Annotated in this window: 18 protein-coding genes and 1 other RNA gene; 8 read left to right on the forward strand and 11 right to left on the reverse strand. The window is 61.9% G+C overall.

Features of this window, described 5'->3' with window-relative positions; genetic code table 11:
* Positions 1-118: 118 nt before the first annotated feature.
* On the reverse strand, positions 119-2,842 hold the full coding sequence (locus tag SOX55_RS01780; protein WP_325285719.1) for a transglycosylase domain-containing protein: 2,724 nt from the start codon (positions 2,840-2,842) through the stop codon (positions 119-121).
* A 305-nt stretch (positions 2,843-3,147) separates the two neighbouring features.
* On the opposite strand from SOX55_RS01780, the gene SOX55_RS01785 reads away from it, so the two are divergent.
* The 5 genes from SOX55_RS01785 to SOX55_RS01805 all read left to right on the forward strand — a co-directional run bounded on the left by SOX55_RS01785 (position 3,148) and on the right by SOX55_RS01805 (position 6,986).
* Positions 3,148-3,441: a DUF1292 domain-containing protein gene (locus SOX55_RS01785; RefSeq protein ID WP_325285720.1), complete on the forward strand. Its 294-nt coding sequence runs from the start codon at positions 3,148-3,150 to the stop codon at positions 3,439-3,441.
* A 52-nt stretch (positions 3,442-3,493) separates the two neighbouring features.
* Positions 3,494-3,692, forward strand: a non-coding RNA gene (ssrS, locus tag SOX55_RS01790) — 6S RNA.
* Between the two features lie 193 nt (positions 3,693-3,885).
* Entirely contained in the window at positions 3,886-5,490 is a 1,605-nt protein-coding gene (locus SOX55_RS01795) for a peptidylprolyl isomerase (RefSeq protein ID WP_325285721.1), read from the forward strand.
* 71 nt (positions 5,491-5,561) lie between these two features.
* Complete coding sequence (locus SOX55_RS01800; RefSeq protein ID WP_325285722.1) at positions 5,562-6,281, forward strand: tRNA threonylcarbamoyladenosine dehydratase; 720 nt, start codon at positions 5,562-5,564, stop codon at positions 6,279-6,281.
* Positions 6,282-6,296: 15 nt separating this feature from the next.
* Entirely contained in the window at positions 6,297-6,986 is a 690-nt protein-coding gene (locus tag SOX55_RS01805) for a DUF554 domain-containing protein (protein ID WP_325285723.1), read from the forward strand.
* 116 nt (positions 6,987-7,102) lie between these two features.
* On the opposite strand, the gene rplL is transcribed toward SOX55_RS01805, so the two are convergent.
* The 7 genes from rplL to rpmG all read right to left on the reverse strand — a co-directional run bounded on the left by rplL (position 7,103) and on the right by rpmG (position 10,502).
* Complete coding sequence (gene rplL, locus SOX55_RS01810; protein WP_325285724.1) at positions 7,103-7,471, reverse strand: 50S ribosomal protein L7/L12; 369 nt, start codon at positions 7,469-7,471, stop codon at positions 7,103-7,105.
* A 41-nt stretch (positions 7,472-7,512) separates the two neighbouring features.
* Positions 7,513-8,046: a 50S ribosomal protein L10 gene (gene rplJ, locus SOX55_RS01815; RefSeq protein ID WP_442873598.1), complete on the reverse strand. Its 534-nt coding sequence runs from the start codon at positions 8,044-8,046 to the stop codon at positions 7,513-7,515.
* A gap of 218 nt (positions 8,047-8,264) precedes the next feature.
* Positions 8,265-8,957 (reverse strand): 50S ribosomal protein L1, encoded by a 693-nt coding sequence (gene rplA / locus SOX55_RS01820; protein WP_325285726.1) that lies wholly within the window; start codon positions 8,955-8,957, stop codon positions 8,265-8,267.
* Between the two features lie 84 nt (positions 8,958-9,041).
* Positions 9,042-9,467 (reverse strand): 50S ribosomal protein L11, encoded by a 426-nt coding sequence (gene rplK / locus SOX55_RS01825; protein WP_325285727.1) that lies wholly within the window; start codon positions 9,465-9,467, stop codon positions 9,042-9,044.
* A gap of 112 nt (positions 9,468-9,579) precedes the next feature.
* Positions 9,580-10,104: a transcription termination/antitermination protein NusG gene (gene nusG / locus SOX55_RS01830; RefSeq protein ID WP_325285728.1), complete on the reverse strand. Its 525-nt coding sequence runs from the start codon at positions 10,102-10,104 to the stop codon at positions 9,580-9,582.
* 11 nt (positions 10,105-10,115) lie between these two features.
* Positions 10,116-10,325, reverse strand: coding sequence for a preprotein translocase subunit SecE (secE, locus tag SOX55_RS01835; protein WP_325285729.1), 210 nt, complete (start codon positions 10,323-10,325; stop codon positions 10,116-10,118).
* 27 nt (positions 10,326-10,352) lie between these two features.
* Complete coding sequence (gene rpmG, locus SOX55_RS01840; protein WP_022289376.1) at positions 10,353-10,502, reverse strand: 50S ribosomal protein L33; 150 nt, start codon at positions 10,500-10,502, stop codon at positions 10,353-10,355.
* A 288-nt stretch (positions 10,503-10,790) separates the two neighbouring features.
* Here rpmG and ruvX point away from each other — a divergent pair, with 288 nt between their 5' ends.
* Together ruvX and SOX55_RS01850 are read left to right on the forward strand one after the other, a co-directional pair.
* On the forward strand, positions 10,791-11,210 hold the full coding sequence (gene ruvX / locus SOX55_RS01845) for a Holliday junction resolvase RuvX (protein ID WP_325285730.1): 420 nt from the start codon (positions 10,791-10,793) through the stop codon (positions 11,208-11,210).
* Positions 11,211-11,359: 149 nt separating this feature from the next.
* The gene (locus tag SOX55_RS01850) at positions 11,360-11,917 is read left to right on the forward strand and encodes a GNAT family N-acetyltransferase (protein ID WP_325285731.1); all 558 of its coding nucleotides are present in this window, start codon (positions 11,360-11,362) and stop codon (positions 11,915-11,917) included.
* Between the two features lie 43 nt (positions 11,918-11,960).
* On the opposite strand, the gene SOX55_RS01855 is transcribed toward SOX55_RS01850, so the two are convergent.
* The 3 genes from SOX55_RS01855 to SOX55_RS01865 all read right to left on the reverse strand — a co-directional run bounded on the left by SOX55_RS01855 (position 11,961) and on the right by SOX55_RS01865 (position 15,987).
* Positions 11,961-13,199, reverse strand: a complete 1,239-nt coding sequence (locus SOX55_RS01855) for a threonine synthase (protein ID WP_325285732.1) — start codon at positions 13,197-13,199, stop codon at positions 11,961-11,963.
* A gap of 704 nt (positions 13,200-13,903) precedes the next feature.
* The gene (locus SOX55_RS01860; protein ID WP_325285733.1) at positions 13,904-15,379 is read right to left on the reverse strand and encodes a pyridoxal-phosphate dependent enzyme; all 1,476 of its coding nucleotides are present in this window, start codon (positions 15,377-15,379) and stop codon (positions 13,904-13,906) included.
* Positions 15,376-15,987, reverse strand: a complete 612-nt coding sequence (locus SOX55_RS01865) for a helix-turn-helix transcriptional regulator (RefSeq protein WP_325285734.1) — start codon at positions 15,985-15,987, stop codon at positions 15,376-15,378. The genes SOX55_RS01860 and SOX55_RS01865 overlap by 4 nt, the downstream gene beginning before the upstream one ends.
* 203 nt (positions 15,988-16,190) lie before the next feature.
* On the opposite strand from SOX55_RS01865, the gene SOX55_RS01870 reads away from it, so the two are divergent.
* Complete coding sequence (locus SOX55_RS01870) at positions 16,191-17,603, forward strand: YgeY family selenium metabolism-linked hydrolase (RefSeq protein WP_325285735.1); 1,413 nt, start codon at positions 16,191-16,193, stop codon at positions 17,601-17,603.
* Positions 17,604-17,648 lie beyond the last annotated feature (45 nt).

Consider the following 17,648-nt stretch of genomic DNA (forward strand, 5'->3'; position numbering starts at 1 on the left):
TAAATTTTTTGCGGGTTGCGTTTGTTTGGTTAAAAAAAATGCCTAACCGGCAACCCGGGGTGGCCGGCCGGCCCCGGGGGGCGCCCGCCGTCCGGAAAAAATGCGCTGTCTGACGCCCTCAGCCCCAGTAGCTCTGGTCCCAGTTGGCGTCGCCGAAGCCGCCGGAGGGGTCTTCCGGCTCCTCCGGAACATCCGGCCCGGGAGCGGTGCCGCCCTCGCCGCCTTCCGCTCCGCCGCCGGTACCGCCCGGCTCGCCGCCCGGCTCAGTCCCTGGCTCAGTCCCGGGCTCGGAGCCGCCCTCGCCGCCGGGCTCCCATTCCTCAAAGGGATTCTCCGGCTCCGGTTCCGGCGCCTCGGCGCCGTGGACCAGGCAGCCGCCGGTATGCTCCGAACCCTCCGGCGCCGGAATGACCTGTCCGGTGGCGGGATCCACCACCAGGGCGCCGCTGGCAAGGCTCTCCAGATACAGCAGCGTGTACCGGTTGTCCTCCACGGTGACCTTCGGGCCGTAATCCACCCGGGTGCAGTCCAGCACCGCCTTCTGCACCACGCTCTCCGGGGGGCAGGCCGGCGAGGCCAGGCACTGGCCCTCGGTGCAGTAATCCCGCAGCACGTGCATGGTGCAAACCTCGGTGGGTCCGGTGCCGGAGGCCACCTCCACCTGATGGACCCGGCTGCCCCGGATGTCATTGGCGCAGTTGTCCCCTGCCAGCATGCCGCTGTCCATGCACACCGTCACCGTGGAGATGCCGCTGGAGGGCTTCGCAAAGGACCTGTACTCCAGATTCTCGTGGACGCGGCTCATGACCTTTTTCCACATGGTCAGCGCCGGGTTGCCGCTGATGCTGATCTTCTCGTTGTTCCGGAAGCCGGTCCACACCGCCGCGCTGTAGTAGGGGGTGTAGCCCGCGAAATACCGGTCATAGTTGTCGCTGGTGGTACCGGTCTTGCCGGCGATGGCCATGCCGCCGAAGTTGGCGGAGGTGCCGGTGCCGCCGTTGACCACGCCCTGCAGCAGCTTGTTCATAAAGTAGGCGGTGGTGGGCTTCATGGCCTCGTGGGTCTCCGCCTGGTTGTCCAGCAGCACCGTCTCCTCGGAGTCGCTGCCCTGGGTCACCTTCACATACAGCCGGGGGGAGTTGTAGACGCCCTCGTTGGCAAAGGCGGCGTAGGCGGCGGCGATCTCCTCGGTGGTGACGCCGTTGGTCAGGCCGCCCAGGCCCAGGGAGCTGGTGTTCACATCGTTGTAGGCCGGATCGTCATCGGGGGACACCAGGGTGGTGATGCCCAGGTTCTCCGTCAGGAACCGGAAGGAATTCTCAATGCCCAGCGCCTCCACCACCTGCACGGCGATGGTGTTGATGGACTTGGCCACGCCGGTGGCGATGGTGGTGAGGCCGGAGTAGCCCGGGGGAGAGTTCTTGGGCCACGGGTTGTCGTTCAGCAGCCGGACGGGGTAGTTGTCATAGGTGCTGGCCAGCGTGATGACGTTGGCGTCCAGCGCCGGGGCGTACACCGACAGGGGCTTGATGGACGAACCGCACTGCTGGTGGGCGTCGGTGGCGTAGTTCCACACCATGTCGCCCTCTTTTTTGCCCACGTCGCCCACCATGGCCACCACGTTGCCGTTGGTGACATCCACGATGGTGATACCGGAGTGGAGGGTCTGGCCGCTGGCGGAGGTCAGCTGCACGTAGTCATTCTCATACACGTCCTCGGCGATGGACTGAATCTCCGGGTCGATGGTGGTGTAGATCTTGCACCCGCCGTAGAGGACCTTGTTCTCCGCCTCCTTGGGGGTGAGGCCCAGCTGCTCCACCAGGTCGGCCTCCACATCCCGGCGGACCTGGTCAATGAAGTAGGACTGGGCGCCGGAGGAGGTCTTGCCGTCGTCCACCACCTCGGCCAGCGCCTTGTCCGCCGTGGTGGTGCGCTCCACAAACTGCAGCTTCTCCACCTTGGCGGCCTTGTGGGTGGCCTCGTCAATCATGCCCAGCTCCAGCATTTTGTCCAGCACCAGCTCCTGGCGGTCCTTGTTCATGTCCCGGCCGGTCTTCACCACGCCGGTTTCGGAGTTGGTGATCTTCACCGTGGAGAAGGGGCCGTACAAAGACGGGTTGTTGGTGATGGCGATGAGGCAGGCGCACTCCGCCAGGTCCAGCTCGCCCACGTCCTTGCCGAAGTAATACTGGGCCGCCGTCTGGACGCCGTAGCAGTTCTTGCCCAGGTAGATGGCGTTGAGGTACATCTCCAGGATCTGGTTCTTGGAGTACTTCTTCTCAAATTCCAGCGCCCGGAAAATCTCCGTCACCTTCCGCTTAACGGTACCCTGGTCCTCGCCGGTCAGGTTTTTCAGCAGCTGCTGGGTGATGGTGGACCCGCCGTAGGTGTTCTTCGCCTTCAGGAACATGTTTCCGGCGGCGGAGATGGTCCGCTGCCAGTCCACGCCCTTGTGCTCGAAAAACCGCTGGTCCTCAATGGCCACCGCCGCCTTCCACAGATTCTCCGGCAGGTCGTCAAACTTCACCAGAATGCGGTTTTCCTCTCCGTGGAGGGTCTGGAATTCCACCCATTTGCCGGTCTCCCGGTCCTGGTAGTAGATAATGGAGGACTGGTTCATGGTATAGTCCTCCGCGTTCACATTCAATGTCGGGGACAGCGTGGTCTTCACATACATCATAAACAGGCCCGCGAACATCAGGCAGGTCAGAATCCCGATGAGCAGAATCGTTCCGATGACAAAGCCGACGCCGAAGCCCCTTCTCCCGGTGTTCCGGCGCGGCTTCCGCTGGGAATGGCCGGACGTCTGGGCGCTGTGCGCTTCCCGTTTTCCGTTTTGCACCGTGTGGCTCCTCCTTTATGAAATATTCGGCCGCCCGGGCCGAAGGCAGGCGGCGTCCGCGGCCGGACGCCCGCCGCCGAAACAGGCAAACTGCAAGTCATAACCTATTGTAGCACGGCCTGTCAACTTTTAAAAGTTCATTTTCCTGCCCGAAAAATCCCGTATTTCCCTGTTTTTCCCGGAAGTGCCGCTGCTTTTACCCGGAAAACGTGGCACTTCCCGGATTTTTCCCCGCCGGGCGGTCTTGCAATCTTCCGAAAAATCGGTTAAAATACATCCATCAACGCCGCAGGAGGTTGTCTGCCATGAGTGAAGATTTCGGCCCCACCTTTGTCACCGTCACTGACGACGACGGTCAGGAACTGACCCTGGAATTTGTCGCCGCCCTGGAGCTGAACGGCACGGAGTATCAGGCCTATTTCCCCACGGAGTCCGAGGATGAGGACGAGGAGAACCCCGACAACGGCCTGATTATCCTGAAGGTGCTCCACGAGGACGGCGAGGACCTGCTCTCCACCTGCGACACGGAGGAGGAGCTGGAGGCCGCCTATGACGCTTTCATGGAAGAGCTGTTCGACGATGAGGAAGAAGATTCCTGAAAATCGCCATCAAATTCGATTGTAAAAGCGGTCCCGGTGTGATACAGTAATAATAGCCCTGCGCGGTGCGTGATAGATCTTTTTTTAACCCACATTTCGTTATAAGGGACGCTGGTCCCGCCTGTGGTTCGCAGGCCTCCCGGCTGCCGTTCGCGGCTGGACGTTGGAAGCGGTGAAGCAGGCGGCAGGCAACCCACCTGGCCGTGAAGGTGCAGGTTATAACGGGTCTACACGGCTGTCGCGGGGCGCGTTTTTTCAGCAGGCGGAGGCCTGCTGCTTTTCTTTTCAGCTCCTTTTCAGCTTTCTGTGGTTTCCTGTCTCCATACGGCGCAATATGGGGCAAATTGCACTTGCAGAATATCCCCTGATTGAGTATAATGTGAAAGTGCATTTTGCGGCCATCCGCCGCACACCCCTTTTATTACTTGAGAGGACTGAATCGCAATGAGTGCAATCGAAAAGAATCCCAATCAGGAGCCGGAAGTCAGCCAGGAGCTCCTTCAGCCGGAAACTTCCCCGGCTTCCAGGCCTGACAAAAAGAGCGCCAGAACGGCGCGGGAAGCCAAACAGCGCAAGGAGGAGCGGCGCAGCAACATCCTCTACGCCTCCATCGCCGTGATTTTTGTGGTGGTGGCCGCCTCCGCCCTGATCTGGAACTCCGGCGTTCTCCAGCGCGGCACCACCGCTGCCGTGGTCAACGGGGAAAAGTACTCCGCCTCCGAGGTCCAGTATTATTTCGGCAGCGTCTACCAGAGCTTCATCAACAACAACTACTATTACCTCTCCTACCTGGGACTGGACACCACCAGAGACCTGCGGGAGCAGACCTGCGCCATGGACGCCAGCGGCATCACCTGGTTTGACTACTTCTCCCAGCAGGCTCTCCAGCAGATGTCCCACGTTCACGCCCTGGCCGCCAAAGCCGAGGCGGAGGGACTCACCTGGAACGATGAGATGCAGGCGATCTATGACAACAACATGGCCCAGCTGGAGGCCAACACCCTCAGCTACAACCAGGCCCAGAACACCAATCTCAGCGTCAAGGATTACATCAGCAAGCTGTACGGCCAGCTGGTTACCCAGTCCGTCTACGAAAAGCAGCTGAAAAAGGCCATTCAGGCGCAGGTGTACGCCAACCACTTCGCCGAAAGCCTGGACTATACCGAGGACCAGCTGGAGGCCGTCTACGCCGCTGACCCCAAGACCTATGACCGGGCGGACTATGAGAGCGTCCGCGTGAAGGGCACCGTCCCCACCACCACCGACGCCAATGGCAACACCGTGGAGGTTACCGACGCCGAGAAGGCCCAGGCCAAGGCGGACGCCAAGGCCCTGGCCGACCAGATCTACGCCTCCTTCCAAGGCGGCGCGGCGCTGTCCTCCCTGGCCGACGGCGACAAGGCCATCTATACCGACGGCACCCACAGCAGCTACTACTCCTCCACCCTGATGGACTGGGTGTTTGACGATTCCCGCAGCGCCGGCGACTCCGCGGTGCTGTTTGACGAGACCAGCACCGCCTACTACGTGGTGGTGTTCCATGACCGCTACCGGGACGAGTACAACACCGTCAACGTCCGCCACATTCTGATCCAGCCCGAGACCGGCGAAAAGGCCGTCGGTGAGGAGGGCTACGAGGAGGAAGCCGCTCAGCTGAACGCCGACGCCAAGGCCAAGGCTCAGGACCTGCTGGCCCAGTGGAAGGCCGGCGCCGCCACGGAGGATTCCTTCGCCCAGCTGGCGGTGGAGAACTCTGCCGACGGCGGCTCCGCCGCCCAGGGCGGCCTGTACACCCAGGTTTACCAGGGTGAGATGGTGCCGGCCTTCAATGACTGGTGCTTCGACAGCGCCCGCCGCACCGGCGACACCGACGTGGTGGAGACCGACTATGGTTACCACATCATGTATTTCGTGGGCAAGGACATGCCCTACTGGCAGCTGCAGGCCACCAACGCCCTGATGAACGAGGACTGCTCCGCCTGGTACGCCGAGAACACCGCGGACGCCTCCTACGAGGTCCGGGACGGCGGCATGAAGTACGTGGGCTGAGCCCGATTTTCCAAGAGGCCGGCTGAACAAGCCGGCCTCTTTTCTCACAAATTCACCTCTGGAGGGACCTTATGGACCATCCTTTTCTCCGCAACGAAATGCTGTGGGGGCCGGAGGCACAGCAGCGGCTGTCCCGGGCCCACGTGATTCTGTTCGGACTGGGCGGCGTGGGCAGCTACGCCGCCGAGTGCCTGTGCCGCAGCGGCGTGGGGGAGCTGACCATTGTGGACAGCGACACCGTCAGCGTCACCAACCGCAACCGCCAGCTGGAGGCCCTGGTCTCCACCACCGGCCAGAACAAAACCGACGCTCTGGCCCGGCGGCTGCTGGACATCAATCCGGAGCTGAAGCTGCATCCCATCTGCGCCCTCTATGACGCCGCCCACCGGGACCTGTTTTTCCCGGAGGGCTGCCGCTATGACTACATCGCGGACGCCATCGACCTGGTGTCCTGCAAGCTGGACCTGGCGGAGACCGCCCGCCGGCTGGACATCCCCCTTGTCATGACCCTGGGCACCGGCAACAAGCTGGATCCCACCCAGCTGCGCCTGGCCGACATCTCCGAGACCTACGGCTGTCCCCTGGCCCGGGTGATGCGCAAGGAGCTGCGCAGCCGGAACATCCACCACCTGCCGGTGGTGTTCAGCCCCGAGGAACCCGCCCCCGCCTTTCAGCTGGAAGCCCCTCCCCCGGGCCGCCGCAGCGTCCCCGCCAGCAACCCCTGGGTCCCCGCCGCCGCCGGATTGCTGCTGGGCAGCGCCGTGGTCCGGGCGCTGATCCGGTCCGAATAAAAGGAGATAGAAATTATGTTAACCGGAACCATCGTCAATACCGCCACCGTCATTCTGGGTTCTCTCATCGGCATGCTGCTGGGCAATATCCTGCCGGAGCGGCTGCGGGACACCGTCATGAAAGGTCTGGGCCTGTGTACGCTGTACATCGGCATCACCGGCATGTTCGGCAGTGAAAACCCCCTGATTACCATCATCGCCATCGCCGTGGGCGCCGCCATCGGCGAGCTGCTGGACCTGGACGGCCACCTGAACCGCTTCGCCGACGGTCTGGAGCGGAAATTCCGGAAAAACGGCGGCGGCAAGACCTCCATTGCCGAGGGCTTTGTCACCGCGTCCCTGGTGTTCTGCGTCGGCGCCATGACCATAGTGGGCGCCCTCAACGACGGCCTCACCGGCGACCACCAGATGCTGTTCACCAAGGCCACCCTGGACTTTGTGTCCTCCATGGTGTTCGCCTCCTCCATGGGCATCGGCGTGCTGCTGGCAGCGGCAGCGGTGTTCGTCATCCAGGGCAGCATCGCGTCTCTTGCCAGTCTGGTGGCCCCCCTGCTGCAGAGCGGCAACACCATTGCCGAGATGACGGTGGTGGGCTCCGTCCTCATTGTGGGCCTGGGTCTGAACATCCTGGGGCTTACCAAGCTGAAGGTGATGAACTACGTGCCCGCCATCTTCCTGCCCATCTTGCTCTGTCTGTTTATGTAAACTTCGTTGCTTTAAAAAGAGACGGCTCCGGCCGTCTCTTTTTTTGCAAAAGCATGGCAAAAAAATTTCCCTGTCCAGCGGACAGGGAAATTTTCTGTTCCTCAGTTGGGGATCAATTACTTGATCTCGACCTTGGCGCCGGCCTCTTCCAGCTTCTTCTTCAGCTCCTCGGCGTCGGCCTTGGAAACGGCCTCCTTCAGGGTCTTGGGAGCGCCCTCGACGGTAGCCTTGGCCTCGGCCAGGCCCTGGCCGGTGATCTCGCGGACGGCCTTGATGACCTTGATCTTGGCGGCGGCGTCGAAGCCGGTCAGGACCACGTCGAACTCGGTCTTCTCCTCAGCGGCGGGAGCGGCAGCGGCAGCGGGAGCAGCCATGGCGGCGGCGGAAACGCCGAACTCTTCCTCCAGAGCGTGAACCAGCTCGGACAGCTCCAGAACAGTCAGACCCTTGATCTCTTCGATCATAGCGGTAATCTTCTCAGACATGATAATAGCCTCCTAATTAATGATTTTTTGATGTCTGCCGATTATTCGGCAGCGGCGGGAGCGGCTTCCTCGGCGGGAGCGCCGTTCTTCTCGGCGATCTGCTTCAGGACAACAGCCAGGCCGGTGATGGGAGCCAGCATGGTACCCAGAACCTGAGCCTGCAGGACCGGCAGAGCGGGGATGGATGCCAGGGACTTGATGGTGGCCAGATCGACGGGCTTGCCGTCCATGAAGCCGCCCTTGATCTCGAACTTCTCCTTCAGCTTGTCCGCATAATTGGACATGACGCGGGCGGGAGCCACCACATCGCTGTCGCACAGGGCCAGAGAAGTGGTGCCGTTCAGCAGGCCGTCCAGCTCGTTGAGACCGGTGTTGTTGAAAGCGAAGCGCAGCAGCGTGTTCTTCACAACGGCATAGTGGATGTCGTTCTCGCGGCATTCCTTGCGGAGCGCGGTATCTTCCTCCACCGTGATGCCCTTGTAGTCAACGATCACGCCGGCCTGGGCCTTCTGGATCTGCTCGGTCAGCTGGGCAACGATGGCCTGCTTCTCGCTCAAGACTTTTGCGTTAGGCATTCTTGGTTTCACCTCCATTGGAATTTTGGTGCGTTCTGAAAGAAACCGTCCTTGTGCCCGCAAAGACACAAGGACGGATAGCAATCTCACGATAGCCGTCCTCGGCAGGAATTACGAGGCTCACGCCTCCCCTGCTGTCTTTGGAACGCAACCAGTAGTATATCAAATCCGCGAAATTTGTCAAGCACAAATTTCACCGAATGACCGCTTGGGAAAAATCAGATCAGCTTCGCAGTGTTCATCTTGACGCCGGGGCCCATGGTGGAGGCGGCGACGCAGCTGCGGATATACTGGCCCTTGGCGGCGGCGGGCTTGGCCTTGATGATGGCGCCCATGAGAGCGTTGTAGTTCTCGGTGAGCTTCTCGGGGCCGAAGGAGACCTTGCCGATGGGGCAGTGGATGATGTTGGTCTTGTCCAGACGGTACTCGATCTTACCGGCCTTGACTTCCTTCACGGCCTTGGCAACATCGGGAGTCACGGTGCCGGCCTTGGGAGAGGGCATCAGACCCTTGGGGCCCAGGACCTTACCGAGACGGCCGACAACGCCCATCATGTCGGGGCTGGCGACCACCACGTCGAAGTCGAACCAGTTTTCCTTCTGGATCTTCTCCACCATATCCATATCGCCGACATAATCGGCGCCGGCCTCGCGGGCAGCCTCGGCCTTGTCGCCCTTGGCGAACACCAGGACGCGGACGGTCTTGCCGGTGCCGTGGGGCAGCACGATGGCGCCGCGGACCTGCTGATCGGCGTGACGGGAGTCAACGCCCAGCTTCACGTGCAGCTCGACGGTCTCGTCGAACTTGGCGGTAGCAGTCTTGCAAACCAGAGCCAGACCGTCAGCGGCCTCATACTGGACGCTTCTGTCGATCTGCTTGGCACTATCCTTATATTTCTTGCCTCTAAACAATGTTACTTCCTCCTCATAGTGGTTCTTCGGAATGAATCCTCCCACTGTCTGTTGCGGCGGAAAGCCGCTCAGTTGATTGTTCGATTACTCCTCGACGACAACGCCCATGCTGCGGCAGGTGCCGGCGATCATGCTCATGGCGGCTTCCAGGCTGGCGGCGTTCAGGTCGCGCATCTTGATCTCAGCGATCTTCTGGATGGAGGCCTTGGAGATGGTGGCCACCTTGGTCTTGTTAGGCACGCCGGAGCCGGACTCGATGTTGCACTCCTTCTTGATCAGGACAGCCGCGGGGGGAGTCTTGGTGATGAAGGAGAAGGAGCGGTCAGCGTACACAGTGATGACCACGGGGATAATCATGCCCATGTCATTCTTGGTGCGCTCGTTGAACTCCTTGGTGAACGCCGCGATGTTGACGCCGTGCTGGCCCAGAGCGGGACCAACGGGGGGAGCGGGGGTTGCCTTGCCTGCGGGAATCTGCAGCTTTACATAACCGGTAATTTTCTGTGCCACGGAGTAGCACCTCCTAAATCGTAAAAATGTGGTGACGGACAGGCGGTCCGTCTTTGGCGGGGCGGTTCAGCCCCTCCCACTTGTGCCGGAACGCTCCGGCGGTGCGTTGAATTCAGTCCTGGACCTCCACCTGGTCGAGTTCCAGTTCCACGGGGGTCTCCCGTCCAAACATGGAGACCATGACGGAAACGCGGTTCTTCTCAGGCTCGATCTCCTCCACAACACCGGTGAAGGTGGACAGGGGGCCGTCGATGATCCGCACGTGGTCGCCCACGCCGTACTTGACGACGATCTCGTGCTTTTCCATGCCCATGGCAAGCACCTCATCCTCCGACAGGGGGATGGGCTTGTTGGCGGAACCGACAAAGCCGGTGACGCCGCGGACGTTCCGCACCAGATGCCAGGTATCGTCGGTCATGACCATCTTGATCATCACGTAGCCGGGGAACACCTTCCGCTCCACCTCTTTGGTGGCGCCGGAGTCGGTGACCTCGGTAACGGTCTCCATGGGGATCTCCATCCGCAGGATCACATCCTCCATGCCGCGGCCGTTGACGAGCTTCTCAATGCTGGTCTTGACGGCATTCTCATAGCCGGAATAGGTATGGATCACATACCACTTCGCGCTTTCTGCCATATCCGGTCCTCTCAGCCGCCCAGAACGCCGATGAGCATCTGGAAGGCGTTGACCACAACAAAGTCAAACAGCCAGATGCACACACCGATGCACAGGGAGCACAGCAGCACCGTGCCGGTGTTCTTGAGAACGGTCTTTTTGGAAGGCCACACGACCTTCTTCAGTTCGCTTTTCATCTCGCGGAACCACAGGCCGCGATCCTTCTTCTTTGTTTCTGCCATTTTGCTACACGCCCTTTCTTCGCCGGTTTACTTCGTCTCGGAGTGGAGCGTGTGCTTGCGGCAGAAGGGGCAATACTTGTTCAGTTCAAGCTTATCCGGGGTGTTCTTCTTGTTCTTCATCGTATTGTAGTTTCTCTGCTTGCACTCGTTGCATCTCAAAGTGACTTTAACGCGCATCTAACGGCACCTCCTTATTATTGGTATCCGGTCCGGCTCCAGCCGGGGACACCGACTGCCTCCCTGTTTGCAAAAGCAGCCGCCGCCCTGCCCACGAAAAGCGAAAATGCGCATGACGACAAAACCCTTTTTCACAGGTAATGCTGATTTTACCACGTTTCAACCCGCCGGTCAACCCGTTTTTTCGGAAAATTTTTGCCTTTTTCCCAGACTCCCGCCTTGCCCCTTTCCCGGCTCTGCCTTATAATGAAGTATCGCAACCAATACCGCCTGAAAAGGAGACGTGTTATGCGCATCATGGCCATTGACTACGGCGACGCCCACACCGGCATCGCCATTTCCGACCCCACCGGCTTTCTCACCGGCTTTTCCACCACCATCAACGCCTACCGCCCGGAAGCGGTGGCGGAGCAGGTGGCGGCGCTGTGCCGGGAGCACGGCGTGGAGGAGCTGGTGCTGGGCCACCCCATCAACATGGACGGCACCCGGGGACCCCGCTCCGAAAAGGCCCGGGCCATGGCGGAGCTGCTGCGGGCCGCCACCGGCCTGCCGGTGACGCTGTGGGACGAGCGGCGCACCACCATTGACGCCCACCAGATTCTGATGAACAACGGGAAGAACGCCAAAAAGCGGAAAAAGACGGTGGACGCGGTGGCCGCCTCCCTGATTCTGGAGGGCTACCTCACCTACAAGAAGAGCCACGGCTGAGCGCCGGGCCTGTCAGGCCGGAGACTTTTCCCTCCCCGGCTTGACAGGCCCCGGTTTCTCTGGTAAGCTGTATACAATTTCATATAAAAGAACCGTCGATGCGGTACGCATGGAAGGGCTTTTAAATATTATTACTGTGAGGTAAGCGTATGGACAAAGCCGCTTCTGTTTTTTTACGCTCCGACATCCATCCGGAGGATGTGTCCCACCTGATCCGCTGGCTCCGCAACCGGAACGTGACCCGGTATCTCAACGAGGACGCCTCCGCCCCGGAGCAGCTGGAACAGCTGCTCCGCGCCACGCCCCCGCCGCTGCTGACCTGCCGGCTGAACCAGCACGGCCGCTTTTTCCTGATCTGCCGGAACTGGGGCCCGCCTCTGGGCTTTGTGAAGCTCACTCCCCATGGGCCGGGGGTTTACGAGATCGTGTTCGCCGTGGGGGAGCAGTCCCTCTGGGGACAGGGCTACGGCTCTCTGGCGGTGCAGGCGGCGCTGCGGCAGGCGTTTTTTGAATGGCGGGCGGAAAAGCTCATCGCCCGCATCTATCAGGAGAACCTGCGGTCCGTCAACACGGTCTGCGGCTGCGGGTTTGTCCGGGAGCACCGGGGCGGAAATCTGGACCGCTACCGCATCACCATGGCGGAATACCTGGAGACCCTGCAGGCGCCGGCCCGGAAGGACCGGAAGCCCGCCGGCTCCCTGGCCTGAACGGAAAAAGGGAACGCGAAGCGATGCTTCGCGTTCCCTTTTTTTACAGCTTCACGCCACGGTCCCGGAAGGCCTTCTGCAGCAGCTCCATGTCCGAGGGGATGGTGATGGGGTCGCCGCAGGCCCGGATGGCGTTGGCCACGTCCTTCAGGCCGTTGCCGGTGACCACGCTGACCACCGTGTCCTCCCGGCCCAGAATGCCCTGCTCACACAGCTTCTTCACGCCGGCGGTGCCGGTGACGCCCGCCGGTTCGCCGAACACGCCGCAGGTGCGGCCCAGCAGCTGCTGGGCCGCCATGATCTCCGCGTCCGACACGTTGACGGCGATGCCGTTGGACTCCCGGATGGCCATCAGGGCCTTGTCCGCGTTCCGGGGCACGCCCACGGCGATGGAGTCCGCCAGGGTGTTCTCCTCCATGGGGTGCCAGTCGCCGCCCTGGGCGATGGCCCGGTTCAGGGGGCAGCAGCCCTCCGCCTGGGCGGAGATCAGCCGGGGCAGCCGGTCAATGAAGCCGATGGCGTACAGGTCCTTCAGGCCCTTCCACAGTCCGGCGATGGTGCAGCCGTCGCCCACGGAGATGGCGATGTAGTCCGGCACCTGCCAGTTCAGCTGCTCCATGATCTCCAGAGCCACCGTCTTTTTGCCCTCGGAGAGGTAGGGGTTGATGGCGGCGTTGCGGTTATACCAGCCCCATTTGTCGATGGCGGCCTTGCTCAGCTCGAAGGTGTCCTCGTAGCTGCCCTCCACAGAGATGACGGTGGCGCCGAAGGTCAGCAGCTGGGCCACCTTTCCCTTGGGGGCGCGGGAGGGGACGAAGATGAAGGTCTCCAGCCCCGCCGCCGCGGCGTTGCCCGCCAGGGAGCTGGCGGCGTTGCCGGTGGAGGAGCAGGCGATGGTCTTTGCTCCGGCCTCCCCTGCCTTGGCCACCGCCATGGCGCTGGCCCGGTCCTTCAGGGACGCGGTGGGGTTCTGGCCGTCATCCTTCACCCACAGCCGCCCCAGGCCCAGCCGGTCCGCTAGCCGGGATTCCTCATAGAGGGGGGACCAGCCCACCCGCAGGGGCGTGGGGGCGGTGGTCTCCTCCACCGGCAGCAGCTCCCGGTAGCGCCACATGGTGCGCTCCGTCCGGGCGGCCAGCTTCTCTTTGGTCAGCTGCGTTTTGATGTAGTCATAATCGTAGACGATGTCCAGAATGCCGCCGCACTCACAGGTGGTCAGATCCGGCACGGCATCGTATTCCCTGCCGCAGCGAATGCAGCGGGCGAATTTTACATTTTTCATAACGATGATCTCCTTTAGGGAGGTTTGCCGGTCTTGCCGGCAGGGATTGCGCCGCTTCCGGTGCGGGAAAATGCCGGGACCCCGGCGGGCTTTGCACCCCCCATTCTTTTTCGTCTTGCCGAAAAAGAATGCGCCGTGCACGGTGGAAGAAAAAGGCGCTTTTTCGCCTTTGTACACAAAGGCTGACGGGAGATTCCTCAGACGGTGCCGACTTGGTTCGGGAGTCTCCTGCCGACTGCGCTCTCCATTCTGCGTAAACTGATACTGCTCCGCCGCAAGTTGAGACCTGAGCGGCCATCGGGGTGCAGAACCGAAAGGCCCCTGCGTGTTGGCCCCGGGCGTTCCGCTACGCTACGCCCTACCGCGGCGGCGGACGATTATAACCTGGGAATGCGCGTAACGCGCGGGAATAGGAGGATCAGCCTTTCGGTTTTCCTCCCCGATAACCACCGGACTTCTGCGATTTGCGGCGGAAAGCCATCGAAAAGCAGAGAGTCCTCCGCACCCGGCAGGAGGCTCCTGGGCCTGGTCGGCAGGGTCTGAGGAGACTCCCGGTCTGACCTTTGCGCAGCGAAGGTCACGCCCGGCGTTTTTCTTTTCCACCGGGCGCGGCGACTTTTCTTTTGACGCGTCAAAAGAAAAGTGGGGGCGCAAAGCCGCGATCTTCATCGCACCCCCCGGGGGTCCGGCGCAAACAGAAACCCTTACAGCGCTTTCAGAACACCGCTCTCCTCGTTGAAGGCGTTGATCAGCTCATCAAGCTCCTTCGCCTGGGCGTGAACGGCGTCCCAGGTTCCCTCGGTGTCATACCACAGGGCGTTCAGCTCCTCGGCGGTCTTGCCCTGCTGCTCCACCCAGGTGTAGTACTTCAAATTGTGGACCCGCTTCCGCTCAGCGTAGGTCAGCTCCATCATGCTGTCGGTCTTGAGGCCCAGCATGTGCATCCCGTGGTCCAGGGCGGCGGCGGAGACGCTGTAGGGTCCGTTCTCCTGCTCCAGCTCCTCGATGCGGCTGCCGTACATGACGGCGGAGTCGGTGAGGACGGTGCCCACCACGTCATGCTCGGTGAACTCGTAATATTTGGCCATCTTGATGCAGCACAGCAGGTTGGCGATGCCGGAGATGCCCAGCCAGGTCAGCTTCTCGACGGTGTCCTCGTCCAGATGCAGTTCCTCCCGGAGATAGGTCTGGCCCTCGGGGGTGTTGAACAGCCGCAGCAGCCGCTGGGAGTCCTCGTCATCGATGGCGATGGCCATGTCCGTGTTCTTCACGTTGTGAATCCAGGGGATGTGCTTGTCACCGATGCCCTCAATGCGGTGGCCGCCGAAGCCGTTGTTGAGAATGGTGGGGCACTGGAGGGCCTCGCCCACGCCCAGCTTCAGCCGGGGATAGCGCTCCTTCAGCAGATCGCCGGTGGACATGGTGCCGGCGGAGCCGGAGGTGAAGCAGGCGCCGGAGAACCGGTCGCCAGGCCGCCTGATGGCCTCAAACAGGTCCGCCATGGCATAGCCGGTGACGTTATAATGCCACAGGGGGTTGCCCATCTCCTCAAACTGGTTGAAGATCATGCAGTGGGGGTCCCGCTTCAGCTCGTTGGTCTTGTCGAAGATCTCCTTCACGTTGGACTCGCAGCCGGGGGTGGCGATGACCTCCGCGCCGATGGAGTGGAGCCACTCAAACCGCTCCCGGCTCATCTCCGCCGGAAGGATGGCCACGCCCTGAGCGCCCAGCAGCTTGGAGTTGAAGGCGCCGCCCCGGCAGTAGTTGCCGGTGGAGGGCCAGACAGCCTTGTGGACGTCCACGTCAAACTGGCCGGTCACCAGCCGGGGGGCCAGGCAGCCGAAGGAGGCGCCCACCTTGTGGCAGCCGGTGGGGAACCACTTGCCCACCATGGCCACAATGCGGCAGGGCACGCCGGTGAGGGCGGAGGGGAACTCCACATAGTTGGGCGCCGGCTGATAGAGGCCGCCGAACTCCTTCGCCTCGTTCTTCCAGGTAATGCGGAACAGATTCAGCGGGTCCACGTCCCACAGGCCCACGTTCCGCAGCCGGTCCTGAATCTTTTCGGGAATGGTCTCCGGGTGGCGCATCTGCTCAATGGTGGGGATGATGATGCCGTTTTCTCTGGCCTTGCGCAGGTTGTGCGCCAGGCCCTCCTTGTGGATAGTCAGGTCAATCATGTGGTTTTTCCCTCCTGCTTCGTATCGATATAGGAATATAAGGTGTACTTGGAAATTCCGAAGTATCTGGCGATCTTGTCGCCGGACCTGGTCACCAGAAACGCGCCGTTCTGGTTCAGAAAGCGGATGGCCTTTACCTTGTCCTCCTTGGTCATCAGGGCCGCTGGCTTGCCCACCAGCGCCACCGACTGCTGGATCAGGTCATCCAGCACGTCATTGATGTTGACAATTTTCTCCGGCTCCGCCTGCTCCGGCTGCTTGGTGGACACCAGGTCCCGCACGGCCCCCTCCACCATCAGCAGCCGGGAGATGTCAAAGTTGATGGAGAGGATGGCCCCCACCTTTCCCTTGGCGTTCCGGATGTACAGGGTGGAGGACTTGAGAATCTTGCCGTCCGGCGTCCGGGTCAGGTAGCCCAGGTGGTCCTTGGGGTCCGCCTCGCCCCGCTCCATCTGCTCCAGCACCACCTGGGACGCGCCGTCTCCCACCTTCCGGCCGGAGACGTGGCCGTTGACAATGTAGACGATGGTGTGGTCCGGATGGCGGCTGAGGTCGTGAATCACCACTTCGCAGCTGCTGCCGAACTGGGCGGCGATGCCGTCCGCCACCTGGCGCAGCAGTTCATTTTTCCCGCTTCCGATAGGCCTTCTCCCCCCTCTTCACGGCTGTTTTCTGTCCCCATCATATCATACTTTTGCGGTAAAGCAACAGAGGATTCAAAAAAATTTTTAGGTTGGCTCAATTTTTGTTTGACATGGCTTCAACTTGTGCTATCATGAGGGCAGATAGATTTACAACGGAGGGTGAGAATATGGATTTTGAAGCGATCAAAGCCGCTGCGGCAGGCTATCAGGCGGACATGACCCGGTTCCTGCGGGACATGATCGCCATTCCCAGCGAGAGCTGCGAAGAGGAAGGCGTGGTCCGGCGCATCCGCTCCGAGATGGAAAAGGTGGGCTTCGACCGGGTGGAGATTGACGGCCTGGGCAACGTCATCGGCTGGATGGGGGAAGGCGGGAAGATCATCGCCATCGACTCCCACGTGGACACCGTGGGCATCGGCAACCGGGACAACTGGACCGCCGATCCCTACGAGGGCTATGAGACGGAGGACATCATCTTCGGCCGGGGCGGCTCCGACCAGGAGGGCGGCATGGCCGCCGCCGTGTACGGTGCCCGGATCATGAAGGACCTGAACCTGATCCCCGAGGGCTATCAGATCATGGTGGTGGGCTCCGTCCAGGAGGAGGACTGCGACGGCATGTGCTGGCAGTACATCGTCAACAAGTACTTCAACGGGCCGGAGGACGCCCGCAGCCGCATCGCCTTCGTCATCTCCACCGAGCCCACCGACGGCGGCATCTACCGGGGCCACCGGGGCCGCATGGAGATCCGGGTGGACGTGAAGGGCGTCAGCTGCCACGGCAGCGCGCCCCAGCGGGGCGACAACGCCATTTACAAGATGGCGGACATCATTGAGGACATCCGCGCCCTCAACGAAAACGGCGACGGCGACTCCTACGCCGTCCGGGGTCTGGTGAAGATGCTGAATCCGGAGTTCAACCCGAAGCACGCCGAGGACGCTCAGTTCCTGGGCCGGGGCACCTGCACCGTCTCCCAGATCTTCTACACCTCCCCCAGCCGCTGCGCCGTGGCGGACAGCTGCGCCATTTCCGTGGACCGCCGCATGACCGCCGGCGAAACCTGGGACTCCTGCCTGCAGGAGATCCGGGAGCTGCCCTCCGTGAAGAAATACGGCAGCGACGTCACCGTCAGCATGTACATGTATGACCGGCCCGCCTGGACCGGCGAGGTCTACGAGACGGAGTGCTTCTTCCCCACCTGGATCAACAAGGAGAGCGCCGCCCACGTCCGGGCGCTGGCGGACGCCCACAGGGCGCTGTGGGGCGACGAGCGCATCGGCCACGCCGACGCCGACCCGGCGCTGGACGCCATGCACCTGCGCCGGGGCCGTCCCCTGACGGACAAGTGGACCTTCTCCACCAACTGCGTCTCCATCCAGGGCCGCTACGGCATCCCCTGCGTGGGCTTCGGCCCCGGCGCGGAGAGCCAGGCCCACGCCCCCAACGAAATCACCTGGAAGCAGGATCTGGTGACCTGCGCCGCCCTGTACGCCGCCGTGCCCGGCCTCTACCGGCCCGACGAGGACGCCGGCGACGCCACCGAATTCCGCCAGTCCCTGACGGACAACGACATCCGCTGAGTCCGCCGCCGCCATCAGAGACAGATAGATCAAAGGAGAGCTGAA

It is taken from the genome of Dysosmobacter sp., assembly GCF_034093755.1.
In the GTDB taxonomy this organism is placed as follows: Bacteria; Bacillota; Clostridia; order Oscillospirales; family Oscillospiraceae; genus Oscillibacter.